The 24,302-nt window shown below is 54.8% G+C and carries 28 protein-coding genes and 1 tRNA gene; 23 read left to right on the top strand and 6 right to left on the bottom strand.

Going from position 1 to position 24,302, the window contains the following annotated elements:
• The first annotated feature begins 338 nt into the window (after positions 1-338).
• From TDIS_RS11005 to folE2, 15 genes are all read left to right on the top strand, one after another.
• Positions 339-635 (top strand): hypothetical protein, encoded by a 297-nt coding sequence (locus TDIS_RS11005; protein ID WP_153303758.1) that lies wholly within the window; start codon positions 339-341, stop codon positions 633-635.
• A gap of 58 nt (positions 636-693) precedes the next feature.
• Positions 694-954 (top strand): hypothetical protein, encoded by a 261-nt coding sequence (locus TDIS_RS04690; RefSeq protein ID WP_153303759.1) that lies wholly within the window; start codon positions 694-696, stop codon positions 952-954.
• A 52-nt stretch (positions 955-1,006) separates the two neighbouring features.
• A complete protein-coding gene (locus TDIS_RS04695; protein WP_068669833.1) occupies positions 1,007-1,219 on the top strand; it encodes a hypothetical protein in 213 nt (70 codons plus the stop codon).
• 33 nt (positions 1,220-1,252) lie between these two features.
• Positions 1,253-1,426 carry a hypothetical protein gene (locus TDIS_RS11010; RefSeq protein WP_153303760.1) on the top strand — a complete coding sequence of 58 codons (174 nt, stop codon included), beginning with the start codon at positions 1,253-1,255 and terminating at the stop codon, positions 1,424-1,426.
• 45 nt (positions 1,427-1,471) lie between these two features.
• Complete coding sequence (locus TDIS_RS04700; protein ID WP_068669836.1) at positions 1,472-1,903, top strand: hypothetical protein; 432 nt, start codon at positions 1,472-1,474, stop codon at positions 1,901-1,903.
• Positions 1,904-1,913: 10 nt separating this feature from the next.
• Complete coding sequence (locus tag TDIS_RS11145; protein WP_068669838.1) at positions 1,914-2,426, top strand: hypothetical protein; 513 nt, start codon at positions 1,914-1,916, stop codon at positions 2,424-2,426.
• Positions 2,410-2,682: a helix-turn-helix domain-containing protein gene (locus tag TDIS_RS11150; protein WP_161939479.1), complete on the top strand. Its 273-nt coding sequence runs from the start codon at positions 2,410-2,412 to the stop codon at positions 2,680-2,682. The genes TDIS_RS11145 and TDIS_RS11150 overlap by 17 nt, the downstream gene beginning before the upstream one ends.
• Positions 2,679-3,728, top strand: coding sequence for a tyrosine-type recombinase/integrase (locus TDIS_RS04715; protein WP_068669842.1), 1,050 nt, complete (start codon positions 2,679-2,681; stop codon positions 3,726-3,728). The genes TDIS_RS11150 and TDIS_RS04715 overlap by 4 nt, the downstream gene beginning before the upstream one ends.
• 255 nt (positions 3,729-3,983) lie before the next feature.
• Positions 3,984-4,059, top strand: a tRNA-Thr gene (locus tag TDIS_RS04720).
• Positions 4,060-4,079: 20 nt separating this feature from the next.
• Positions 4,080-4,805 carry an LptM family lipoprotein gene (locus tag TDIS_RS04725; RefSeq protein WP_068669844.1) on the top strand — a complete coding sequence of 242 codons (726 nt, stop codon included), beginning with the start codon at positions 4,080-4,082 and terminating at the stop codon, positions 4,803-4,805.
• A 15-nt stretch (positions 4,806-4,820) separates the two neighbouring features.
• On the top strand, positions 4,821-6,098 hold the full coding sequence (lysA, locus tag TDIS_RS04730) for a diaminopimelate decarboxylase (protein ID WP_068669846.1): 1,278 nt from the start codon (positions 4,821-4,823) through the stop codon (positions 6,096-6,098).
• Between the two features lie 2 nt (positions 6,099-6,100).
• Entirely contained in the window at positions 6,101-7,834 is a 1,734-nt protein-coding gene (purD, locus tag TDIS_RS04735) for a phosphoribosylamine--glycine ligase (protein WP_068669848.1), read from the top strand.
• A complete protein-coding gene (locus tag TDIS_RS04740; protein WP_068669850.1) occupies positions 7,831-8,439 on the top strand; it encodes an L-threonylcarbamoyladenylate synthase in 609 nt (202 codons plus the stop codon). Before purD ends, TDIS_RS04740 begins: the two co-directional genes overlap by 4 nt.
• A gap of 4 nt (positions 8,440-8,443) precedes the next feature.
• Positions 8,444-9,199 (top strand): ATP-binding protein, encoded by a 756-nt coding sequence (locus TDIS_RS04745; RefSeq protein ID WP_068669853.1) that lies wholly within the window; start codon positions 8,444-8,446, stop codon positions 9,197-9,199.
• Positions 9,189-9,968 (top strand): GTP cyclohydrolase FolE2, encoded by a 780-nt coding sequence (gene folE2, locus TDIS_RS04750; RefSeq protein ID WP_068669854.1) that lies wholly within the window; start codon positions 9,189-9,191, stop codon positions 9,966-9,968. The genes TDIS_RS04745 and folE2 overlap by 11 nt, the downstream gene beginning before the upstream one ends.
• Positions 9,969-9,971: 3 nt before the next feature.
• Here the strand turns inward: folE2 and TDIS_RS04755 are convergent, their stop codons facing one another.
• A complete protein-coding gene (locus TDIS_RS04755; protein WP_068669856.1) occupies positions 9,972-10,172 on the bottom strand; it encodes a hypothetical protein in 201 nt (66 codons plus the stop codon).
• Positions 10,156-10,971, bottom strand: a complete 816-nt coding sequence (locus TDIS_RS04760; protein WP_068669858.1) for a TlyA family RNA methyltransferase — start codon at positions 10,969-10,971, stop codon at positions 10,156-10,158. The genes TDIS_RS04755 and TDIS_RS04760 overlap by 17 nt, the downstream gene beginning before the upstream one ends.
• Before the next feature lie 52 nt (positions 10,972-11,023).
• On the opposite strand from TDIS_RS04760, the gene nadD reads away from it, so the two are divergent.
• Genes nadD through ptsP form a run of 8 tightly spaced genes read left to right on the top strand, consistent with a single transcriptional unit; the run spans position 11,024 to position 20,459 of the window.
• On the top strand, positions 11,024-11,656 hold the full coding sequence (nadD, locus tag TDIS_RS04765) for a nicotinate-nucleotide adenylyltransferase (protein WP_068669860.1): 633 nt from the start codon (positions 11,024-11,026) through the stop codon (positions 11,654-11,656).
• Between the two features lie 13 nt (positions 11,657-11,669).
• Positions 11,670-14,249, top strand: a complete 2,580-nt coding sequence (gene mutS, locus TDIS_RS04770) for a DNA mismatch repair protein MutS (protein WP_068669893.1) — start codon at positions 11,670-11,672, stop codon at positions 14,247-14,249.
• Positions 14,246-15,874: an N-acetylmuramoyl-L-alanine amidase gene (locus tag TDIS_RS04775; RefSeq protein ID WP_068669862.1), complete on the top strand. Its 1,629-nt coding sequence runs from the start codon at positions 14,246-14,248 to the stop codon at positions 15,872-15,874. Before mutS ends, TDIS_RS04775 begins: the two co-directional genes overlap by 4 nt.
• Positions 15,871-17,070: an exo-beta-N-acetylmuramidase NamZ family protein gene (locus TDIS_RS04780; protein ID WP_068669864.1), complete on the top strand. Its 1,200-nt coding sequence runs from the start codon at positions 15,871-15,873 to the stop codon at positions 17,068-17,070. The genes TDIS_RS04775 and TDIS_RS04780 overlap by 4 nt, the downstream gene beginning before the upstream one ends.
• Entirely contained in the window at positions 17,054-18,109 is a 1,056-nt protein-coding gene (locus tag TDIS_RS04785; RefSeq protein WP_068669898.1) for a DHH family phosphoesterase, read from the top strand. The genes TDIS_RS04780 and TDIS_RS04785 overlap by 17 nt, the downstream gene beginning before the upstream one ends.
• Positions 18,096-18,470: an FmdB family zinc ribbon protein gene (locus TDIS_RS04790; RefSeq protein WP_068669866.1), complete on the top strand. Its 375-nt coding sequence runs from the start codon at positions 18,096-18,098 to the stop codon at positions 18,468-18,470. Before TDIS_RS04785 ends, TDIS_RS04790 begins: the two co-directional genes overlap by 14 nt.
• Positions 18,460-18,720: an HPr family phosphocarrier protein gene (locus TDIS_RS04795; RefSeq protein ID WP_068669868.1), complete on the top strand. Its 261-nt coding sequence runs from the start codon at positions 18,460-18,462 to the stop codon at positions 18,718-18,720. The genes TDIS_RS04790 and TDIS_RS04795 overlap by 11 nt, the downstream gene beginning before the upstream one ends.
• Positions 18,717-20,459, top strand: coding sequence for a phosphoenolpyruvate--protein phosphotransferase (gene ptsP / locus TDIS_RS04800; RefSeq protein ID WP_068669870.1), 1,743 nt, complete (start codon positions 18,717-18,719; stop codon positions 20,457-20,459). The genes TDIS_RS04795 and ptsP overlap by 4 nt, the downstream gene beginning before the upstream one ends.
• Here ptsP and TDIS_RS04805 read toward each other — a convergent pair.
• Genes TDIS_RS04805 through selA form a run of 4 tightly spaced genes read right to left on the bottom strand, consistent with a single transcriptional unit; the run spans position 20,437 to position 24,280 of the window.
• Positions 20,437-20,646 (bottom strand): hypothetical protein, encoded by a 210-nt coding sequence (locus TDIS_RS04805; protein ID WP_068669872.1) that lies wholly within the window; start codon positions 20,644-20,646, stop codon positions 20,437-20,439. The genes ptsP and TDIS_RS04805 overlap by 23 nt on opposite strands.
• Positions 20,647-20,650: 4 nt before the next feature.
• The gene (locus TDIS_RS04810; RefSeq protein ID WP_068669874.1) at positions 20,651-21,412 is read right to left on the bottom strand and encodes an MBL fold metallo-hydrolase; all 762 of its coding nucleotides are present in this window, start codon (positions 21,410-21,412) and stop codon (positions 20,651-20,653) included.
• Positions 21,409-22,893, bottom strand: a complete 1,485-nt coding sequence (locus TDIS_RS04815) for a tetratricopeptide repeat protein (RefSeq protein ID WP_068669875.1) — start codon at positions 22,891-22,893, stop codon at positions 21,409-21,411. The genes TDIS_RS04810 and TDIS_RS04815 overlap by 4 nt, the downstream gene beginning before the upstream one ends.
• Positions 22,886-24,280 carry an L-seryl-tRNA(Sec) selenium transferase gene (gene selA, locus TDIS_RS04820; protein WP_068669877.1) on the bottom strand — a complete coding sequence of 465 codons (1,395 nt, stop codon included), beginning with the start codon at positions 24,278-24,280 and terminating at the stop codon, positions 22,886-22,888. Before selA ends, TDIS_RS04815 begins: the two co-directional genes overlap by 8 nt.
• Positions 24,281-24,302 lie beyond the last annotated feature (22 nt).

Genomic DNA, 24,302 nt, shown 5'->3' on the forward strand with positions numbered 1-24,302 from the left:
TGGGAAAGGCTGGAAGCGTCCTGCGGTGGGAAAAGCCCGTGGAATAGAAACCTTCCAGCCTTTCCCCCTCTTTCAGTTGTAGCCCTCCGGCCCCTTATGCGGCGCAAGGCCTCCGGCCCCTGACGGGGCCTCCGCAAGCTCGCTCCGGGGCTTTGCCCCTCCGCTCGGCCTTGCCCCGCGGGGCCTCCGGGCTGTTCCAAAAGTGCGGGGTTCGGCTGGGGAAAAAGGCTTTTGGGTTTTTTTGGCCTGGGGGCCTTGGGGCTCTGTGCCTCCGGGGCCTGTGGGTCCGGCCCTTCCGCCTGCGGTGGGGCCGGCCCGTTAAAAAAACTTTTGGGGGTGTGGCTATGGGCGGCGTTTCTCCCTTGGCTTGCCTTCCGGTTTTTTCGGCGGTTTCGGTCTCGGCGGTGGCCTTCGGGGGCGGGGCGGTGCTCCGGCGCTCGTCCCGGTCGCTCTCCGGGTTCGTGGCCTGGTGCTGGTTCCCGTCCTGGGGGCTTGCCCGGCGGTGGGCCTCCTTCTGGGCCGGGCGGCTTCCGGCCGCGTGCCGGGGCGTGGTGGTGCGCCGGGCGCCGTTTCCGGCCTCGGGGTGGGTGGTTTCCGTGCCGGTGCTCCCTCGGGTGGGGGCGTGCCGTGGTTAGGTTGCCGGGGTGGGCTTCGGCGGCCGGGGGCCGGGTGCTCCGGGTTCTCGGCCCCGCGGTGACGGTCTGGTTCCCCTCCGGGTTTCTGGCCCAGGCCTTCGCCCTCTCCTGCGGGCTCTCCCCGGCTCGGGCCTTCCGGGCGCCCTCCGGGGGCTTTGCCGTGGTGGTGCCGGCCTCGGCCCTCTCCTCCGTCCGGCCCCGGTGCGCCTTCTGCGCCCGCCTAGGCCGCTGTGCCGTGGCCTCCCCCGGCCCGGGGTGCGGCTTCCGCCCCTTCCGGCGCCCGCCCCGCCAGGGCTCCCTCTTCAAATTGGGGGCTTGACATTCGGACAAATGTCCGATAAAATGAAGCCAATAAGAGAGGGGGTGGGACGATGAGAAAAGAAACAAAAAGACTTTTAAAACAGGCTTACAAGGCGGCTATAAGAGCAAGCGAAGAAATGGGAGAGAACTTTTTGAATCCGTGGTTTTTCTTGGGATACATGGAGTTCAGCGGCTTGAAGGATCTGTCCGGAGACGAGGTTTTTCGCATAATGCGCTGGCTTTGGACCTGGGACAAGAACAGAAACTCAAAATTTTTTGCCTAGTGTTCGGACAAAAGTCCGAAAAAGGAGGAAAGAATGTTTGGAAAAGACGAGAGCTTCGAGGCCTTTCTGAGGAACGAGTACTGGGCCTTTGGGGGCTACGAGCGCCCCGGCGAGTGGGAGGAGGAGGAGGAGGAGTCCTCGGCGTTTTGGGCGGACGACGATCCCTTCGACCGCTACGCCGAGAGCCTCGATCTCCTGGCCCCGTGAAAAAAACAGCCCGGCCCCTCGGCGGGCCGGGGAAAGGAGGGAGAGATGAAGCAAGCCAAGCAATCTTTGAGGGTGAAGCAGACGGACGAGTTCGTGAACCCGGTGACCGGCGAGGTGATCTCGCCTTCGGGCCTGGAGCAGATGCTCCTCAACATGCTCTACGGCCTCTCGAACGTCCAGAAGTTCTACCTGGTGAACGAGCTCTTGAAGGGGCTCAAGCGCGGGCGGGATCTCCTGCGCAAGAAGCTCCTTGAGGAGCTCGACAACCGGCCAAGGCAGGAGGGGGAGCTTGTGGCCTACGTGCGGGAGCGGGAGCAGAGGCGGTTTGACGCCAAGGCTTTCGAGCGCGAGCATCCTGAGCTTTACCGAGCCTACCTTCGGCCGGTGCGCCAAAAAGTCGTAGTGGTGGAGAAGCCGGACCTGGTCTTTGAGATCTCTCGGCCGGAGCTTTCCGCCGCCGAGGACATGCCGCTTTAGGAGGTGGAGCATGAAGAGGCTCGGCGAACTCAAGCCCATCAAGGACTTTCGGGAGGAGGAGAGGCAGGCAAGGCTTCCCCAGGGATTCAAGCCCCAGGAGCAGATCGCCTTGGGCCAGGCCGCGGCCGACGCCCTCATGGACGTGGTGCGCCGGCAGGGGCTCTCCAAGAAGATAGAGGGAAAGGAGTACCTCTTTTACGAGGCCTGGCTCACCCTAGGACGGTTTTTCAAATTAACGCCCAAGGTAGAGTGGTCAAAGCCCATTTGGCACGAGGGGCGGGTAATTGCTTGGGAGGCCCGGGCCGTGGTGGTGGATGAGGAGGGCCGGGAGGTGGCCGCGGCCGAGGCCATGTGCGGGAAGGACGAGAAGGGCTGGGCCAAGCGCCCGGCCTATGCCCTGCGCTCCATGGCCCAGACCCGGGCCTGCGCCAAGGCCCTGCGCTCCGTGCTTTCCTGGATCGTGGTCTTGGCGGGCTTTGCACCCACCCCTGCAGAGGAAATCGAGAATGGAGCTGACGCCTGAGACCCTCCGAGCGCTGATCCAGGAGGCCGTGCGGGAGGCCCTGGCTGAGGCCGGGGCCTCCCAGAGGTGGCTCACCCTGCGCGAGGCTTGCAGGTACGCCCGGGTCTCAAAAAACACCCTCCGGAGGCTCATTGACGAGGGCTACATCACCGCCAAGCGGCTCGACGGAAAGTGGATAGTTGACCGGCTCTCCATCGACGCCTTCTACGGCTCTGAGGCGGGCTTTATTGCCAGGGTGGTGGAAAGGATGCTATGAAGATCTTGATGCACCTCTGGCGGCGGGAAAACGGCATCTACTACATCGTTTGGCGGGACCGGGACGGGCGCCAGCGGATGCGCTCCACCCGCACCCGGGACAAGGCTCTCGCCCGCCGCATCTTCAACCAGTTCAAGCGCCAGTGGCTCGCCGGAAAGCTGGTGGAGCTCGACCGGGGGCCGAAGGTTCCCTTTGGGCGCTTTGTGGAGGAGTTCCTGCGCTGGGCCGAGAGCACGCTCAAGCCCGCCACGTCCGAGACCTACCGCCACGCCCTGAAGCACGCCCTGGAGGTCTTCGGGGCCTCGCGGACGCTTGACTCCATCAGGAGCCGGGATCTCGACGCCCTTCTCGTCCACCTGCGCCAAAAGGGCCTCTCCCCGGTTTCAGTGAACAAAGTCTTCCGGCACTTGAAGGCCGCTTTTTCCAAAGCCGTTGAGTGGAGCTACCTGCGGGAGAACCCGGTCAAGAGGGGGAACCCCCTGCGGGTCCAGAGGGAGCTCCCGCGTTTTCTCTCCCAGGGGGAGATCCTGCGGCTCCTCCGGGCCATCGAGGACCCGCACTTCCGAGCCTTCGTGAGGTTCGCCCTCTTTTCGGGCCTGAGAAGGAGCGAGCTCCTCGCCCTCACTTGGGAGCACCTGGACCTCAAACGGGGCTTCGTTCGGGTTCCGCTGGGGAAGGGCACGGAGGAGCGGTTTCTGCCCATTTCAAGCCGCCTGCGGGAGGTGATCGAGGACCTGAGAGCCTTGGGGGTCAAGGGCAGGCTCTTTCCTTGGAGCAGGAGCTATGTGAGCCACCGGTTCCAGAGGTATGCTCGGAAAGCCGGGCTTTCCGGGGTTCGGCTCCACGACCTGCGGCACACCTTCGCCAGCCACCTGGTCATGGCCGGAGTGGACATCCGCACGGTGCAGAAGCTAATGGGCCACGCGGACATCAAGGCCACCATGGTTTACGCCCAGCTGAGCCCGGACCACCTGCGGGAAGCCATGGAGCGGCTTAACCTCGGGCAGGAGCCGCACTTGCGGGTGATAGAAGGCGGTCGGAAGTAAATTTCGCTTGCAGTTTGCTTGCACCAGAATGAAAAGGCTTAATTTTCTAAAGGACTTGAGCGGATTAGGAATCCCGTGCTCTATCCGCCTGAGCTACGGGGGCAGGGCTTTAAATACTCTAATTTTTCAAAGAATTTATCACGGCTCATTTATTAGGGCAAGGGCGATTAAAATCGTACCAAAAGCCTATGCTAACTTGCGAAAGACCTTTAAGCATGTTAATTTTCGCAAATAGCAAAAAATTCTGCTGCTCAAGCCGGTGTAGCTCAGCAGGTAGAGCAGTGGATTCGTAATCCACAGGTCGGGGGTTCGAGTCCCCCCGCCGGCTCCATTGAGGGGCTTATTCTTTCAATGTTTATCAGGCTTTTCGTCCTATTCCTTTTCATTTCCGGAGTTACGGGTTGTGGAAAGAAAGGCCCTCCTCTGCCCCCAGAAGCGGTTAGACCTGAACCTCCAAAGGATTTCCGAATTCGGCTCGAACCCTTCTTTGCCGAACTTTCTTTTAAAATTCCAGTCGAAAACATCCGAGGTCAGGCCCTCTCCCGGATCAAGGCCTTTCGGATCGAAAAACGGCGCTACCCTGCCGAAAATCCGCGCCTTACCATGGTTCAGACCCTCAAAATCCCCTTTCGGGGGAAACTGAGCGAAGAAGAAAGATTTTATTATCGCGACCGAAACCTGAGACCGGGTTTTTGCTACGAATACCGAGTCTCGGCGATAAAGGGTTTCCGGTCCGAAAGTGACTGGACTCCTCCCCAAAAATTTTGCTGGTTCACGCCTCCCAAGACGCCTGAGGGTTTTGAGATCAAGACCCTGCCTCTTCACCAAGTCTTCCTCACCTGGAAACCGGTAACTCGGGATCTGAACGACTTCGCACTCCCGGGCAAACCCCTCTATCGAATATACCGACGCTCTTCTAGAGAAACTCGAGTCTTCCCACCAATCCCGGATAATGCCTTTTACGATCTTTCCGTCCAGGCAGGAGAAACCTATTGCTACTCCGTAGAGCCTCTTTTACCATATTACGGCACCCTGATTCCGGGCTTCAGAACCCCGGAGATTTGCGCAAGACCGTAAAGGAGGCCGAAGCGCATGCATTATTTTGAATATCATCATGGAGAACTCTTGGCCGAAAAGGTACCTGTCAAAAAGATCGTGGAAGAAGTGGGAACCCCGGTCTACATATACTCCGCAGCCACTCTGAGGCGCCATTTGCAGGTTTTCTCAGAGGCCTTTTCCGACATTCCGCATCTCATCTGCTATTCAGTCAAAGCCAACTCCAACCTGGCCATTCTCAAACTACTGGGAAAACTGGGGGCGGGAGCGGATATCGTTTCCGGTGGCGAACTCTACCGGGCTTTAAAGGCCGGTATCCCTCCCGAAAAGATCGTCTTTTCCGGAGTGGGTAAGACCGAACGCGAAATGGAGGAAGCCCTTTCGGCCGGCATCCTCATGTTCAATGTAGAGAGCCTAGGGGAACTAGAGGCCTTACGTCGCGTGGCCCAAAAAATAGGAAAGCCCGCCCCTTTCAGCATCCGGGTAAATCCCAACGTAGACCCCAAGACCCATCCTTACATCTCAACCGGTCTAAAAAAGAACAAGTTTGGGTTGCCGGAGGAAGTAGCCTTCGAGGCCTATCGAAAGGCTAAAGATGATCCTTTCCTCCACCCGCTGGGCATAGACTGTCACATCGGCTCTCAGCTCACCGAGATCTCTCCTTTTACCGAGGCCCTAAGACGTCTCAAGGAGCTCTATCAGAGGCTCCTTGCCGAGGGCTTTGAGCTCCGCTACTTGGATCTCGGAGGAGGGTTAGGGATTGTCTATGGAAACGAAGAACCGCCCCCCCCGGCTGAATACGCCGAAGCCCTGAAGCAAGAGCTCCGGGACCTCTCCTGTACCCTCATTCTTGAACCCGGACGGGTAATCGCCGGAAACGCCGGCATACTCGTAACCAGGGTACTTTATGTCAAAAGCAATCCTCCCTCGCCCGGTGAAAAGGAAGGTAAAAACTTCGTGATTGTAGATGCCGGCATGAACGATCTCATCCGCCCGGCCTTTTATCAGGCCTATCATCGCATCCTTCCTGTACGAGAGATTTCCGGAGAAGAAACGATAGTGGCCGATGTGGTGGGGCCTATCTGTGAAAGTGGAGACTTCCTGGCCAAAGAAAGGACCCTACCGCCGATATCTCCTGGAGACTTGCTGGCCGTCTTCAGCGCCGGGGCCTACGGCTTTGTCATGTCCTCTAACTACAACTCGAGGCCTCGAGCCGCGGAAGTCCTGGTGGACGGCGAGCGTTTCTTTGTGGTAAGAAAAAGGGAAACCTACGAAGATCTAGTGCGTCTGGAAACCATACCGGAGGAGGTCTAGAGATGAAGATCTTGGTGATCGGAGGAGGCGGGCGGGAACACGCCCTTTCCTGGAAACTGGCCCAGAGTCCCCAGGTGGAACGGGTTTTCTGTGCCCCGGGAAACGCCGGGATCGCCGAGGAGGAAAAGTGCGAATGTGTTCCTCTTTCTCCTCTTGATTTTGAAGCCCTGGCTCAATTCGCCCGAGAAAAAGGGGTTGATCTCACGGTGGTGGGCCCGGAGGATCCGCTGGCCCGGGGGCTTGCGGATTATTTTCGAGAGAAGGGGCTTCGCGTCTTTGGGCCCTCGGCCAAGGCCGCCCAGATAGAAGCCAGCAAAGTCTTCACCAAAGAGCTATTAGCCCGTTATGGTATTCCCACCGCAGCCTTTGAAGTCTTTGACGATCCAGAAGCGGCCAAACGCTATGTAGAAAAGAAAGGAGCCCCCATCGTCGTCAAGGCCGATGGCCTTTGCGCCGGGAAAGGGGTGGTAGTCTGTCGTACGGTGGAAGAAGCCTTGCAAGCCATCGACCGTATCATGGTAGAAAAGGTGTTCGGTGAGGCTGGCAAACGGGTAATCATCGAAGAGTGTCTCTTCGGAGAGGAAGCCTCTTTCATGGTCATTACGGATGGAGAAACCGTGCTTCCGTTGCCAACCTCTCAAGACCACAAACCCCTTCTCGATGGAGATCAAGGGCCCAATACCGGAGGCATGGGGGCTTATTCTCCAGCTCCGGTAGTAACGCCTGAGCTTGCCGAAACTATCATGGAAACCATCATGCGCCCAACCATCGAAGCCCTGGCCAAGGAAGGCGCTCCTTACTTCGGGGTCCTTTATGGTGGACTCATGATAAGTGAGGGGAAGCCCTACGTGTTAGAGTTTAACTGCCGTTTCGGGGACCCCGAGGCCCAGCCGGTGCTCATGCGTCTGGAGTCCGACCTCGTGGAACTAATGGAAGCGGCGTTTTCCGGCAAACTTTCCGAAATCGAGATTCGGCTTCGCCCGGAGGCCGCGGTCTGCGTGGTGATGGCTAGCCAGGGGTATCCCGGAAAGTACGAAAAAGGCAAGGTGATTACAGGCCTTGAAGAGGCCGCTCAAATGACGGGGGTTAAGGTCTTTCACGCCGGAACGGCCAAAAAGGACGGCAAGATTGTCACTGCTGGAGGACGGGTCCTAGGGGTCACAGCCATTGCGCCGGATATTCCTTCCGCTATCAAACGAGCCTATGAGGCCGTAGAAAAGATCCATTTCGAGGGCGCCCATTTCCGTCGAGACATTGGCTCCAAGGCCCTAAGGCATTTAAAAAGACCCCTAGTAGGCATTTTGGTTGGTAGCAAGAGTGATCTGCCGGCGGTGGAAAAGGCCCAAAAGGTGTTGGAGGAGTTCGGCGTACCTTATGAGGTAGAGGTGGCTTCCGCCCACCGGAGCCCGGAAAAGGTGAGACGTTATGCCGAAACCGCTGAGGAAAGAGGACTCAAGATCATCATCGCCGGCGCCGGACTTGCGGCCCATCTTCCCGGAGTAGTGGCCGCGCACACCACTCTTCCAGTAATCGGCGTGCCGGTAGCAGCCGGCCCTCTCAACGGTATGGACGCCCTTCTTTCCATCGTGCAGATGCCGAAGGGGGTCCCGGTGGCTACCGTGGGTATCGGCAACATGGAAAACGCTGCTCTCTTGGCCGTTACCATTCTCTCGCTCTCGGACGAAAAACTGAGAGCCAAGCTCAAGGACTACCGGAAGGCCCTGGCCTCGGCATGAAGCGCACAATCAAGGCTGAAAGTCCAGAAGCCTTGGACGAGGCCGTAAAGATACTTTCTTCGGGTGGGGTGGTGGCTTTCCCCACGGAAACTTTTTACGGCCTGGCTGTGGATCCCTTTTCGGAGTCGGCGGTGAAGCGGCTCTACGCCCTTAAAAAGCGCGAGCCAGGGAAACCGGTAATCCTTCTCATTGGGGATCTCGAAGACTTGAAGCAACTTGTGACCGAAATCCCGAAGATAGCCCAAGAACTGGCGGCCCGCTTCTGGCCTGGCCCCCTTACCCTGGTCTTTCGAGCCCGGCCGGAAGTCCCGCCATGGATCACCGGAGGAACGGAAACGATAGCCGTAAGGCTTTCCTCTCATCCGGTGGCCCGGAAATTACCACAACTTTTTGGGAAACCGATCACGGGCACCAGCGCCAATCCCTCGGGCCAGCCTCCGGCCCGCACCGCTGAAGAAGTCGAAGGATACTTCCCGAGAATAGATCTCGTCCTCGATGGGGGCCCAAGCCCGGGGGAAAGGCCCTCCACCCTGGTCTCGGTGGTCGAAGGCAAGCCTGTGCTTTTGCGCCCGGGGGTTATTCCCTGGGAAGAAGTGGTAAAATAGAGCCATGAAGATCGCCTTCTGCGGCAAAGGTGGCGTAGGGAAAAGTACCATTGCGGCCCTGCTCTGCGGGGCGTTGCTAGAATCTGGCTACGGAGTGCTCGCCATCGATGCCGACCCTAGCCCACACTTAGGCCGCCTTTTAGGGTTCGCCGAGGCCGAAAGCCTTACGCCTCTAGCGGAAATGCGAGATTTGCTTGCTGAACGTGCGGAAAAACAGGGGCCTTATTACAACTTGAACCCCAAGATTGACGATTTACCCGAAAAATTTATGCTCAAAAAAGACGGGCTCCGGCTCATGGTCCTCGGGGCCATTCGGGAGGCCGGCGGCGGATGCGCCTGCCCGGAGCAAACCGTCCTTAGACGTCTACTTTCCTTCCTCATCCTTCAGGCCAAGGAGGCGGTGGTAGTGGACATGGAAGCCGGAGTGGAACACTTCGGACGGGCTACCGTAGTCCCTATGGACTTCATACTGGTGGTCGCGCAACCTTACCGAGGAAGTCTTGAGACCGCCAAACAGATCCTCAGGCTCTCCCAGGAACTTAAAATGGAAAGGGTGGTCGTAGTGGGAAACGCCGTAAGGGATACCGAAGACGAGGCCTTCATTCAGGAAACTCTAGGGGTTGAACCCTTAGTGTCTTTTCCGGAAGATCGGGAGGTACTCCTTGCCGAGCGGAAAGGCAAAAGTCTTCTGGAGCTTCCCGGACCATCCCGGGAGAAGGCCCGGGAACTGGTAAAGAAGCTTTCGAGCTATGGAACTTAAAGACGTCCAGAGTCTTTACGATCCTCGCGAAATTTCTATCGATAAGGTCGGTATAAAAGGCATCCGTTATCCGGTCTCGGTACTAGACAAACGCCGCGGAGTGCAACACACCGTGGCCGAAATCAACATGTACGTAGATCTTCCCCGGGAATTCAAAGGCACACACATGAGCCGTTTCATCGAAATCCTAAATGAATTCCGGGAGGAGATCTACATCAAGAACATCCCCTTTATCCTAGATCGCATGCGGGAAAAGCTCTCCGCTAAAGTGGCTCATTTAGAGATCTCGTTTCCTTATTTTCTCAAAAAAGAAGCCCCGGTAACCCAGGCTCCTTCTCTCATGGAGTATCAGTGTTTTATCTCCGGGGCCAAAAGCGAAGAAGAACTCGATATCGTGTTGGGGGTTAGGGTACCGGTTATGACGGTCTGCCCCTGTTCACAGGCTATAAGTGAAATCGGAGCCCACAATCAACGAGGGGAAGTGACCCTAAAGGTGAGGTTCAAACGATTCGTTTGGCTCGAAGAGCTCATCGAAATCGTGGAGGCCTCGGCCTCAAGCCCGGTCTATCCCTTACTCAAAAGACCGGATGAAAAATACGTTACGGAATGGGCCCACCAGCGACCTCGCTTTGTGGAGGATGTGGTAAGAGAAGTAGGCCGAAGGTTACTTGACCATCCAGACATCATCTGGTTTGCCGTCTCCGCCGAAAATCTGGAATCCATCCACGCTCACAACGCCTACGCCTACCTTGAACGTTGGAAAGACTAAGATCTATTCCTCCTCCATCTCAATTTCTGCATAAGAATAGCCACAATCGTAACATTTGACATCTAAAACTTTTCCAAGAAGGGCCACATATATTTCTTTGGCCCCGCATTCGGGACATTTTTCCTCCAGTCCCTCCTCTTCTACCGCGGCTTTGATATCCTCGCGCAAGTCTTCCGGTATCTCAGGATCAAAGATGATCTTCACCGCTTCCCTCCCTTTCCGTGCCGTTCTCCTGGCAAAATAACAAGGTCTCCCGTGATTGTAAAGGCAAAAATCGAAAAAGAATAAAAAATTCTCGGTTACCAGCCGGACCTGGAAGGGGGCTTTCGGCCACTCCCAGAGCTCGAAATCCAAGCTCGTCTTCACCAAAGGCCCATATCTCCTCCATCACCCGTCGGTGTTTACGGTGATCCTTGACTACCCCCTTGCGACCGACCTCCCTAGGGCCAACTTCGAATTGAGGCTTGATGAGAGCCAATATCAGGCCCTCGGGTCTCAAAAGAGATTTGGCCGCAGGAAGGATCTTCTTTAATGAAATGAAAGAGACATCAATCGTCACGAGAGCCACCCTTTCAGGAAGATCCTCAGCTTTGAGATAGCGGGCATTCACCCCCTCCATGACCACCACCCGGGGGTCTTGTCTCAATTTCTCATGAAGCTGGCCTTTGCCCACATCGATGGCATAAACCCTCCGGGCCCCGTGTTTTAGAAGGCAGTCCGTAAAACCACCGGTTGAGGCTCCTATATCCGCACACACCAGGCCTTCGACTTTGAGATCAAAAACCTTGAGGGCCCCCTCGAGTTTAAGTCCACCTCGAGAAACATAGGGGAGCCCTGACCCTCGGATCTCAATCTGTGAAGCCACCGACACCCGGGTACCGGCCTTCTCCATCCGCTGGCCATCTACATAAACCACTCCAGACATAATGAGGGCCTGGGCCTTCTCCCGACTTTCAACCAGACCTTTTTGGACTAGAAGCCGATCGAGTCTTTCCTTCTCCATAATTGACTTTCATCATTCTACCCCATATCCTTTGGGAAAAGGAGCGGAACTCATGAAAATAGGAATTTTCGGCGGGACCTTCGACCCCATCCACATAGCCCATCTGCGGGTAGCGGAAGAGGTAAGGGAGGGTCTTGGTCTTTCCGAAGTTTGGTTCATTCCAGCGGGGACCCCACCTCACAAAAGAAACGCCCCTCACCTCCCTTTTAAAGAACGCCTAAAACTGGTTGAGCTTGCGATCGAGGGAAATCCGGCCTTTCGGGTCCTGGATATTGAAGGCCGTAGGCAGGGCCCTTCCTACACCGTGGACACCTTGACCGAGCTCCGCAAGTCTCATCTTCAATACGAATTCTACTTCATTCTGGGGCTAGACGCCTTCCTTGAATTCGAGACCTGGCACGAGTATCACCGACTTCCGGAACTGGCGGCCCTGGTAGTCATCAACCGAGGCCCCCTAGGCGTTAAATCCGCTGTCAATAAGGCTAGACAACTTTTCCCGACTTTCGAGTTCCGAAGAGATCGTCTTTTGGGTCCTAAAAATCAAAAGATCCTCTTTTTACAAGTAACGCCCTTGGAAATTTCCTCTACTCTCATACGTCAGAGTCTTTGGGCCGGTCGTTCCATCCGATACTTGGTTCCGGAGAGCGTCCGCCTATACATTGAGAAACACCGTCTTTACCTTTAAAGTTTTAATGGCCATGCAGAAACTCACCCCCATGTTCCGACAGTACTTTGAGATCAAACGCCGCTATCCGCACTGTATTCTCTTTTTCCGTCTGGGTGATTTTTACGAGATGTTCTTTGAGGATGCGGAGAAGGCCGCCGGCATCCTCAACATCGCCCTTACTTCACGGGAGGCCGGAGGGGGCAAACGGGTGCCCATGTGCGGGGTACCGGTGTCAAACGCGGCCCCTTATATCCGGAAATTAGTCGAGGCCGGCCACCGGGTGGCCATCTGTGAACAGGTGGAAGATCCTCGAGAAGCCAAAGGTTTGGTAAAACGGGAAGTCATCCGGGTCGTCACTCCCGGGCTTTTCGTGGATCTCGAAGGTCTCTCCGAAAAGGAAAGCCATTATCTCTGCGCCCTCTCGCAAGGAAAACGCTTTGGTCTTTCGGTACTTGATCTTTCCACCGGAGACTTCCGTGTAACCGCCCTTGAAGACGAAAACGAGCTCCTAAACGAGATATTCCGGCTCGAACCGCGAGAACTTCTCTTACCGGAAGAAAAGGAGGAAGCCCTTACTAAAAAGCTCAAAGAGGTCCTCCCCCGCCTTCATCTTACAAGGGTGGCTCCGGAATGGTTCTCAGAAAAGAGGGGGCGAGAGCTCATTTCTGAACTCTTCGGGGTGGCGGATCCCGCCGGTTTCGGACTCTCGGAAATACCGGAGGCCCTTCCGGCCGTGGCCGCCATCATAGAGTACCTGCGCGAAAACGAAAAAGAGGCCCTGAACCGTCTCTCCTCTCCGAAGCCCTATTTTTTGGGAAACTACCTCATTCTCGACGAGCCCACCAAACGCAATCTCGAACTCGTCCGCAACCAGTTCGATGGTACCGGGCGTTTCACCCTCCTCTGGGTCCTTGACCACACCAAAACCCCCATGGGAGGAAGGACGTTAAGACACTGGATCTTATATCCCCTTCGCGATCTTTCCGCCATCCGGGAAAGACAGGAAGCCGTACGGTACTTGCTCGAAAATCCAGACCTACGGGGGGCCTTAAGCCGAGCCCTCTCCCGGGTCACAGATATGGAAAGGCTTACTACCCGATGCACCCTGAAGCTTTCCGGTCCCAGAGACCTGGTAGCCCTGCGTCAAGCCCTATCGGTGATCCCGGAGATCAAAGAATACCTTACTGGAACAGAGGGCTTACTTTTTAGCATTAGGGAAAGACTCGGAGACTTTTCCACCCTTTACGAAAAACTAGTCCGCATCCTGTTAGAAGAGGTTCCGGCCAGCCCCAAGGAAGGGGGACTCGTTCGCCCGGGAGTCCATGTCGAGCTTGATGAACTTAGGGATCTCAAAGAAAATGCCCTCAAGTACCTTGCGGAACTCGAGGCCAGGGAACGCCAACGCACCGGGATTCCTAATCTCCGTCTAGGCTACAATCGGGTCTTCGGCTACTACATTGAGGTCACCAAAAGCTATTTGGACCGTATTCCTAAGGATTATCTACGCAAGCAGACTCTGACCAACGCCGAGCGTTTCATCACCCCGGAGCTCAAGGAATTTGAGGCCAAGGTCCTTTCAGCCGATGAGCGGATAAAGGAATTAGAATACGAAATCTTTCTCGAACTGCGGGAGGCGGTAGCTGAGGAGGCCGAGGCCCTGCGGCAGGCCGGAAGGGCTTTGGGGGAGCTCGATGCCCTGTTGTCGCTGGCCGAGGTAGCCGAGAAAAACGACTACGTGCGCCCGGAAATCACCGAGACCCCCGGGATAGAAATCATAGAAGGTCGACATCCGGTGCTGGAAAAGGTCCTTCCGGTTGGCAACTTCGTGCCGAACACCGTCAGGCTCGATCCCGAAGAAGCGCGGCTTCTCATCATCACCGGGCCGAACATGGCCGGAAAGTCAACGATTTTGAGGCAGACCGCCCTCATCGTACTCATGGCCCACCTGGGAAGTTTCGTGCCGGCGGAGTCCGCCCGCATCGGACTCTGCGACCGGATTTTCAGCCGAGTAGGGGCCTCGGATGAACTCTCGCGCGGTCGTTCCACCTTCATGGTGGAAATGGCGGAATGTGCCAACATCCTCAATAACGCCACCGAGAGAAGCCTCGTGATCCTAGATGAGATCGGCCGAGGAACCAGCACTTACGACGGTCTGGCCATCGCCTGGGCGGTAGCGGAATACCTCCACCGCAAGAAGGCCCTCACCCTCTTTGCCACCCATTATCACGAGCTTACAGAACTTGCGAGAGAACTCCCGGCGGTCAAAAACTACAACGTGGCGGTCAAAGAGTGGGGCGAGGAGGTGGTCTTCCTCTATCGGCTACAGCCCGGGCCCGCCAGTGAGTCCTACGGGATCCAAGTGGCGGCACTCGCAGGTCTGCCACGGGAAGTCATCGAGAGGGCCCGCGAGATCTTAGAAGATCTCGAAGCCAAGGGAAACCTTCATCAAGTGAGAAAACCCAAAGAAAGCCCGAAACAACTTCCCCTCTTCGATCCCTATCTCCCCTTAAAAGAAAAACTCCTGGCCCTAAATCCCGAGGAAATCACTCCCCGTGAGGCCCTAAACTTGGTTTTCGAATTACGGGACTTTCTTGTAAAATCAGGACTATGAACTTTCTTCTGTGGCGTGTCTTTCTCCTCCTCTTTCTTATTTTCTTGTTCCCCCTTAAGCTCCAGGCCTTGACAGCTTCGGAGAAGGCTTTTCTCTCAGCCAAAAAGGAACTCGAAAGGTTTGCCAAATCTCCCAGGGTCAAATACCGGCGCTACTGGCTCAACATCATCAACCGATTTCGTCGGGTATATCTGAGGTATCCCGAAAGCCCTGAGGCCCCCAAGGCCCTAATCTGGACCGCTCGTCTGTACCGAAACCTTTACGGCTACTCTCACAACCAGAAAGATCTCAAGGAGGCCCTGCGGCGCTACCGCATGCTTTGGGAACATTATCCCAAGAGTGCACTTGCGGATGACGCCCTTTATGAAGCTGCGGAGATCTACGAAAAGTTTCTCAAGGACCCTCAAAAGGTCCAGGAATTACGGGATATCCTCCTCAAACGTTACCCCAACGGTGACATGGCTCCCAAGGTTAGGGGGCCAAAGTCCACCCCGGAAACCTATTCTCCGAAAAAGCCGGACAAAGAACCAAAAATCTCTGGAAAGGCTCTAGTCAAGGGAGTGAGACACTGGTCAGGTGAGGATTACAGTCGAGTAGTAGTAGATCTCACCAAAAGGATTCACTTCGATGATCACGTGCTCAAAGCCCATCAGGGCAAACCTCCTCGGGTCTATGTGGACCTTAAGCCGGCAAGACTCTCCCCTTACGTGAAACCCGAAATTCCCATTCAGGATGGGCTCCTTACCAGGGTTCGTCTGGGCCAGTATCTCCCGGATACCGTAAGGGTAGTACTGGATCTCAAAAGTTTCACCTCTCACCGCACTTTTTACCTTGGCGATCCTCCGAGACTCGTCATTGACCTCATCGGGGAAGAGGCCGAAAAGGCCAGATTCAAACCTCTTCCGGCAGGCAAATACTCCTTGGCCCAGCAACTCGGACTCAAAATCCACCGTATCGTGATAGATCCCGGACACGGAGGCCGCGATCCAGGGGCTCTTGGACTTTACGGGTTAAAGGAAAAACATATCACCCTTAAGGTCTCTAAATATCTAGCCGAGGAACTCAAGAACTGTCTCGGCTGCGAAGTCATTCTCACCAGGGATCGTGACATCTTCCTTCCCCTCATCAAACGGCCAGCCATAGCCAATCTAAAGAGAGCCGATCTCTTCGTTTCCATCCATGTGAACGCCGCTCCCAATCGGAAAAGCCGGGGCATAGAAACGTACTACCTTAGTTTTACTACCGATCCTGAAGCCATGCGGGTAGCGGCCCTAGAAAATGCGGTCTCCAACCAATCGTTAAGCGATCTCCAAAACCTCCTCAAAAAAATCCTTCGAAACACCAAGATCGAGGAATCAAAGAGACTGGCCCAAAAAGTTCAAACCGCCCTGGTAAAAAGGCTCTCCAGAAAATACCGGGGAGTACGAAATCTAGGGGTAAAAAAGGCCCCCTTCGTAGTTCTGGTGGGCACGCGAATGCCGGCCATCCTGGTGGAGATCTCCTTCATCACCAATCCCACCGAGGCCAAAAGACTGCGCTCTGAAGCCTATCTCCGAGAGGTAGCGCGAGGCATTGCCGAAGGCATAAAGAACTACGTGAGGGAAATCCAGGTGGCGGGGAAATGAAAGTTCTTACCGGACTCGACCGCATCTTAAAAGATGCCCCCAACTGGCTTTTAGGCCGGAGAGTAGGTCTACTTTGCCATCAGGCCTCGGTAACCGCCGAACTCATTCCAGCCCATATGGCCTTAAAGGAGCTCCTCGGGAAAGGTCTTGTGCGACTATTTTCCCCCCAGCACGGTCTTTACGGTACCGATCAAGCCAACATGATCTCTTCCGAAGATTTTACTGATCCCTTGACCGGGGTTCCGGTGGTAAGCCTCTACGGCCCTCGTCTCAAACCCGAGAAGGCCCATCTTGAAGATCTGGATCTTATCTTGGTTGATCTCTGGGATGTAGGCTGCCGGGTCTATACTTATCTCTGGACCCTCTATCTTCTACTGGAAGTCGCGGAGGAGGCCGGGGTGGAGATAGCCATCCTGGATCGTCCTAATCCTCTGGGGGGATTCCTGGAAGGTCCGCTGCTTTCCCCGGAGTATTTTTCCTTCGTAGGGCTTTCCGAGCTCCCCCTGAGGCATGGCCTCACCCTGGGTGAGGCGGCTTTACTCTTCAAGACTCGCCGAAGACTCTCGCTTCCCCTACGAGTGGTCAAGGTTCAAGGTTGGCGTCGGGACCGACTCTTTCCCGAAACCGGGCTTACTTGGGTCATGCCCTCTCCCAACATGCCCACCTTTGAGACCGCCTTGGTCTATCCCGGGCAAGTCCTCCTTGAGGGCACCAATCTCTCCGAAGGCCGTGGCAGCACCCGCCCCTTTCAGCTCTTCGGGGCCCCTTGGCTCGACCAAAGAATTGTCCTCAAGAGAATTGAAAGATTCGATCTTCCCGGTGCAGTTTTAAGACCAACGGCCTTTAAACCCGTGTTCGACAAATGGCAAGGCCGAATCTGCTACGGCTTTGAAATCCACGTCCAAGCCCCTTATCGCTTTCAAGCGGTAAAGACCACCTTGCTGCTTCTCAGGATTATTAGGGAAACACACCCGGAGTTTACCTTCAGACTTCCCCCTTACGAATTCGAAGAAAAACACTTACCTATTGAAATAATTCTTGGTAAAAGGGAATTAGTGGACTTTATTAATGGCAAAATGGACCTCGAGGGGCTTGATTTTTATCTAAATGGGGGCTTAATTAAATACCGAAATGAGGCGGCCTCCCTGGCGATCTATGAGGGAGGCTTTTTTTATAGGGATGGCTGGTCGAAGTAAAAACGGAAACGGGAACCGTTTTCCTCGGTTTCGTTCTAACCGGGAACGGCTAAACGCCCTTCTTTCCCTTTTCAAGAAGGAAGACCGAGTCCTCATCCTTATCTGGGCGGACCCGGACGCCCTGGCTAGCGCCCTAGCCATGAGACGCCTGCTTTCGCAAAGAGTGTCCCAGGTGGTCATCGCGCACGTAAATGAAATCCGGCGGGTGAACAACCAACTTATGATCAAACTCCTCAAGATCCCAGTAATGAAGAAGTCTCAAGTGGCCGTAAATGATTTCACCAAGAAAGTCCTTCTAGATTCGCAACCCACACACAACCCTGCTTTCGAGAATATCGATTTCGACGTGGTCATTGATCACCATCCCCTAAACGATGGCTGGCAAGCCGCCTTTGCCGACATTCGCCCGGAATATGGGGCTACTTCCACCATACTTACGGAATATTTACGAACGGCTGGCATCAAACCTTCGGTAGCCTTGGCTACGGCCCTGGTTTACGGCATCAAGACCGATACCGACAACTTCGAGAAACACTGTGCCCTCCAGGATGTCATCTGTTTCCACTATCTCTTCAAACGGCTCAATCGTCACCTCCTTCACAAGATAGAGTCTTCAGACATTCGTCGCTCGGAGCTGAAATATATCCGCCTGGCCCTGGACAATATGAAATTTCGCAAACAAAGGCTATTTACCCATGTAGGGAAAGTACCCAACGCCGACATCCTGGTGGTCATTGCTGACCTTCTAAATCACGTCCAAGAGGCCGGCTGGGTTTTCGTCTCCGGAGAACACCGCCAAAGACTCATTATCATCATCCGGTGCGACGGCTATCGCAAAAATGCAGGCAGACTCGCGGAACGGGCCTTCGGTTCTTTAGGGTATGCCGGAGGACATCGGGAAAAGGCCCGGGCGGAAATCCCTCTTGAAAATCTAAAACTAAATGGGGATAAGACCATCAACACCCTCTTCTTAATCAAGCTTCTCAAGAAGCATTTCAAAGATCTCAAAAACGAGGCCAAAAAAAATGCCGATTTTTGAATATCTTTGTCTCGAGTGCCGAAAAATTTCGGAACATCTAGTGTTTCGAGAAGAAGATTTCGAGCCCTACTGCCGAGGCTGCGGCTCCCGCAAAGTAAAAAAACTGGTCTCTCGAGTGAGAGTAAAACTCTCCCTGGATACCAGGCTTGAGCGGCTTGCAGATCCAGCCCTTCTTTCCGGAATTGATGAGGAAGACCCTAAGAGTATGATGCAATTCATGGAAAAAATGGGGGCGGAATTCGGAGAGGAACTTGGGGACGAGTTCGACGAGGTCATGGAGGGAGCTCGGGAGGAGATGGAAAGCGAACTTTCAGGCGAGAAAAAGGAGGAGGCCGGAGGCCTAGGTGAAGATGAAGATTGAGGAGGAGATAGAGATCAAGGGACGGTTAGGGCTACATGCCCGTCCGGCGGCCAAACTCGCCAAGGCCTTGAACGGCTTGAAGGCCCAGGTTCTGATTGGCCGTGGTGAGAAACTCGTGGACGCCCGAAGCATTTTGGACGTACTCACGCTGGCGGCCTCCGCCGGGACTCGACTCAGGATTGTAGCCGAGGGTGAGGAGGCCGAAAAAGCGCTAAACGAAATAAAACGCGTGCTCGAGGCTTACGCATGAAGGTCTTGAGGGGGCTCGGGGTTTCGGCTGGAGTAGCTGTAGGACCAGCCCATTTGATGTTCCCTGGACACATCAAGGTCTCTCGTACTCGGATCGCTCCAGAGGAAACCGAGTCCGAAATTGCCCGGCTCAAAAAGGCCATTGAGGCCACCGCCGAAGAAATCGAAAAACTCAAGAAAGAGCTTCCTCCCAATTTAGGAGAAGTCCATGCCATCCTTGAAGCCCAGCGTCTGATAGTCAAAGATCCCTCTTTGATTTCTGAGGCCGAGGAACTCATCCGGGAGGGCTTCAACGCGGAATGGGCGCTCTTTAAGGTCTTGAAAAGATACGAGAAGGCCTTCTCCGAACTCCCGGACGAATATTTTCGGGAAAGATATCGTGATTTGGTTCAGATGGTAGAAAGGATCATCTCCACCCTCCAGGGGCATCGTGATCTCCCTAATGAGGAACGGGCTATCATCGTGGCCCAGGATCTTTCCCCTGCAGACACCGTAAGCCTCAAACCAGATTTCACCCTGGCCTTTGTGACCGAAGCCGGAAGCCGTACTTCCCACACGGCTATCGTGGCTAGAAGTTTGGGGATCCCAGCTGTAGTCGCGGCCAAAGGTATACTCAAAGAGGTCTCGCCAGGAGACCTTCTGGCCATTGATGGCACCACAGGAGAAATTTTTATCAATCCCGTAGAAGAGATCATTTCGGAATTTTCCGAAAGGGCCAGACGTTTTGAGAGACTCAAGGTTCGCCTTCACCAAGTGGCTCACCTGAGCTCCGAAACCAAAGATGGACGACGCATCATTCTCCGAGCCAATCTGGATCTCCCTGAGGAAATCCCTTTTGCCCGTGACTACGGGGCCGAGGGCATAGGTCTCTTCCGGACCGAATACCTATACGTGTCACGTCGGGAACTGCCTTATGAGGAGTTACTATTTGAGACTTATCGCCGGGTAGTGGAGGATATAGCTCCTCATCCGGTGACCATTCGTACCCTTGACCTTGGAGGAGACAAGTTTGCCTCAGTTCTGGACCTTCCAGAGGAAATCAATCCTGCTTTGGGGTTACGGGCCATACGTCTATGTCTTAAAGAAGACCATCTTTTTCGAACCCAACTTCGAGCCATACTTCGAGCTAGCGCTTACGGTAAGGTCAAGATCATGTTCCCGCTCATTTCTGGAGTGGCTGAATTTCTGAGGGCACGAAATCTGGTGGAAGAGATCAAGGAAGAGCTGGCCCGGGAGGGCTTGCCCTTCGATCCGGAAGTCCCGGTAGGAGCTATGATCGAGGTACCCTCCGCGGTAGCCGTGGCGGATCTCTTGGCCAGGGAGGCAGATTTCTTTAGCATAGGAACCAATGATCTCATCCAATATACCCTGGCCATCGATCGAGGGAACGAAGAGGTAGCCGAGCTATACGAACCCCTACATCCAGCCATCTTACGTTTCATTAAGACTACAGTCACGGCTGGCCATCGGGCTGGCATTCCGGTGGCTATGTGTGGAGAGATGGCTGGCGACCTTCTTTATGTACCCATTCTGGTTGGACTTGAGCTTGACGAACTCAGCATGAACCCCCAGAGTCTTCCGGAAGTCAAACTTTTCATACGAGAACTTGAGTTCAAAAAGTGTCGGGAACTGGTAGAAAAAGTCTTAAACCTTACCTGTCAGGACGAGGTTAAGGAAGCCGTCTCCGAAGTCTTTGGCCCCCATATTAGAAAATTCTCTAGATCCCTTTGGTTTGAATAACCTCAAGACGCCTCTTCATACGATCCAAAAGGAGCCTTAACTCGCTTCTTAATTCCGCAAGGCTCTGGTGTTTCCGGACATAGACTTTCTCCAACTCGGAAAGCCAATACTCTAGGACCTCTCTCTCGCGATTGACCAGCTCTTTTTGGACCTTCTTCTTGAGACTCTCAAGTAGTTTAGGATCCATATTTTTAAATTGTAATGCACATGAGATCGGAAGCCAAGAGAATTTCTCCCGAAAAATATTTTTGGGCCGGAGTTATGAGATCGACTTCATCGCAAGGGGGATAGAAATGGGAAAGGAGAAGACGCTTGACCTTGGCCTCTGCGGCCATGCGGGCGGCCACCGAAGGCGTAGAATGACCAGCCACCGGAACCTCCTCCGGGGTCGCACATTCGCAAATCATGAGATCGGCCCCGGAAGCCAGCTCCACGACCTTGGGAGCGTACTCCGTGTCTCCGGTATAAACCAAACTCTTACCCTCGGCTTCTATCCTTACGGCCAAGCTTTCAGGATTGTGCTTGGCTGGAGCGGTGAGTATACCCAGGTTCGGAAACTCGAGTCTCGCCGTATCCTCCCTGGGTCTTTCGATAATTTCAAGAACGCCTTCCGGAGGTTCGATCCAGTGCCCAAAGGCTCCTTTGAGAGCCCTGTAAAAATCCCGGAAACCCATAGCCGAAATCAACCTTACCGGTTTCTCACGGACGAATCCCAATCGATAGCGGGTAGCAAAGAGGTAGGGTACCACATCCGCCACATGATCGGGGTGCCAGTGGGAAATGAAAATGATATCCAGCTCATTGATGTCCTTTCCGACCTCTACGAGGCGTCTCAACGTTCCCGGCCCGAAATCAAGAAGAAGACAATATCGCCCGGCCTCTACCAAATATCCGGCGGCATTCCTCTCCCGTCGAGGCCAGCCTGTCCCGGAGCCCAAAATCGTTAGTTTCAAGCCCCCTCCGTTTGGTCCAAGATTTCGGAGATACGGCTTCCGCCACGCCTCAGGGCCTCTCGGGCCAGCACAAAAGCGGCCTCGGACTCCCCTCTTTGTTTATAAAGCAGGGCCAGATACGCCAGAGCCTCTGCTGGGGCTTCCCTTTCCAAAGAGACCGCTTTGAGACACTCAAAAGCCTCCTGAAACCGGCCAGCTTCATAAAGGAGCTTGCCTAAAAGGGTTTTGCCTCTCAAGGTCAAATCATTACGACCAAAGAGGAGGTCAAGGGCCTCCTCCTTTTGACCCGCTTGAGCAAGAGCCTTGGCCAGGGTTTCCACAAACAGCGATCTCGCAGGAGAAAGTTTAAAGGCCAAACGTAGGTATTGTAGGGCTTCGGAATCGTTCCTTTCCAAAAGGAGACTCCCCAGATTGAAATTGATAAGGGGATCGTCCGGGGCAAAAGAAAGGGCCTTACGAAAGGCCTCTTCGGCCTCCTCATAAAGTTCAAGGGTTTTGAGGATGAGTCCCTGGCTGTTAAAGAGGTCTGCCGGTTGCAGAGTACCTCCTTCGGCCAACCTGTAGGCCCAAAGAGCGGCCCCCATGTCTCCCCAGTCGGCATAAAGATCTCCCAAGACATGGTAGCTGAAGGGTTCAAACCTTACAAATCCGCCTCCCAGGCGTCGGGCATGTTCGTATGCGGCATACACCAAGGCCAGAGCCGGTCCCTCAAAGTCCCCCTCATAGATCCCTGCGCAAAGCCCCGTCGAGGTCCCCAAAATCTCTTCCAGCCCCTTGGGGGTCTTCAAAAGGAAGTGTTCCCCCAGAGCTATTCCTTCAACATCACCAGGGAGATGGCGAAGCTTTACGAAGATCAGCCTTCCCTTGCGACGCAGGAGTCTTTTTATGGCCTGGAAATTTTCGAAGAATGGCCGCAATTGGGTCTCGGCCTTCTGAGAAAGGAAGGTAAAACCGAAGAGTTTGGCCCAAGTAAGGCGAACAGATACTTCCTCTGAATTCTGGGAGCCGTTCAGGAATCCAGTTACAGCCACGAACTTTTTCCCAGCCCGCCAGTTATCTTTTAGAAAACGCGAGTTCTTTTTAAGAAAGGTTGGCAGAAAATAGCAATTATCGGAAAGCCTGAGAGTCCCCTCTGGAAGACATAGGCCGCGACCAGAAATGATAAGTCCGGATACCGGGGCCTCTTGAGTCATGAGATCCAGAACCTTCGGTCCAGGCCAACCATCATAGGCGGTCGTGAAAACCAGATTCTCCACCAGGATCCGAGCCATATTTTTAAGAACAGGGAGCCAGCGTCTGGACTCAGATAGGGGCTCTCGTTTCTCAAAAACCAGATTTGCGGGCACCCGGTTGAATATCAGAATCTGTCCCTCCTCCGGAAGCAGTCTTACAGACTTTACGGGAGAGATCTTCCTGAGCTCGTTTTCAGCGGCTCTGAAATAGTAAGGCAAATAAAGTTCCCAGCCTCGGGGCTCAGGCATTCTCGCAAAGCCTCCTGAAGGCTTCTACCACCAGCGGGAACTCTTCCGGAAAAACCGTTCGCACCTCTAACAGGAACCGATCCTCTTCAATACGCCCCACCACCGGGGGATCACCAGTCCGCAATTTTTCGTGCAGTTCCTCAGGGGAAAATTTCTCGGATTCTACAGCCACCGCAAAGGAATCGAGATCGGCTATGGGTAAGGCCCCGCCGCCGGTACGACAAACCGTAGGCACGACTTCAAACTTAAACCCCGGAAGAGAGGCCTTCACCAGCATCCGCTTAAGCCGTTGAGCCCGACGTTTGGCTTCCTCAGTCGAGAGAAAGATCATCCGCAAAGTAGGTATCCGCTCCAATGCCAGATTTTCATCAAGATAGAGCCGCAAAGTGGCCTCAAGCCCGGCAAGCGTCAGCTTATCGATTCGCAAGGCCCGGTTCAAAGGATTCTGCCTTATCCTTTCCACCAACTCCTTTCGGCCCACAATGATCCCGGCCTGGGGGGCACCTAGGAGCTTATCCCCAGAAAAGGTAACCACCTCTACCCCGGTTCTCACAATCTCCTGGACGGTAGGTTCCTTGCGCAGCCCGTAACGAGAAAAATCCACCAAACATCCGCTTCCGAGATCCTCCACCACCGGAATTCCGTAGCGACGTCCCAGTTCAACCAGTTCTTTACCAGAGACCTCTTTCGCAAAACCTACCACCGCGAAATTACTGCGATGGACCTTCATCAAGAGGGCCGTATTTTCGTTTATAGCAGCCTCATAATCCTTAAGATGCGTACGGTTGGTAGTCCCCACCTCGCGAAGTCGACAACCCGCCCAGGCCATGACCTCCGGCATCCGAAAGGAGCCCCCGATCTCAACCAACTCGCCCCGGGATACGATGACCTCTTTGTCTTTGGCCAAAGTATTGAGAGTAATAAGGACCGCCGCGGCATTGTTGTTCACCACTAGGGCCTCCTCGGCCCCAGTAAGCTCACGCAGTAGGCCCACCACGTGCTCATACCGGCTTCCTCTACGGCCTTCTGAAAGGCGGTACTCTAGATTGGAATACCTCCTCGCTACGGCTACGATCTCCTCTAGGGCCTCTTCCGCTAACGGAGAACGACCAAGATTGGTGTGCACCACCACGCCTGTGGCGTTCACCACCGGGCGCAAATGCGGCCGACTCTCCTCGGCCAAGATGCCTTCCGCAAGCCGCAGGACCTCTTCTTCGGAAAGGGAGGCCTTTCGGCCCTCGATAATCTCCTTCCGAAGGCGTTCAGTGGTAAGCCTTGCCGTCCGAGTATAAAAGACCTTAGGAAGCCCGGGGGTTGACTTTGCAAGCCTTTCGGCCAATACATGTACCGCCGGAATCTTAGCTAGCAATTTGCTCTTTTCATTCATGACGGTTAAACTATTTTATACC

The sequence above is a fragment of the Thermosulfurimonas dismutans genome, assembly GCF_001652585.1.
Lineage (GTDB): Bacteria > Desulfobacterota > Thermodesulfobacteria > Thermodesulfobacteriales > Thermodesulfobacteriaceae > Thermosulfurimonas > Thermosulfurimonas dismutans.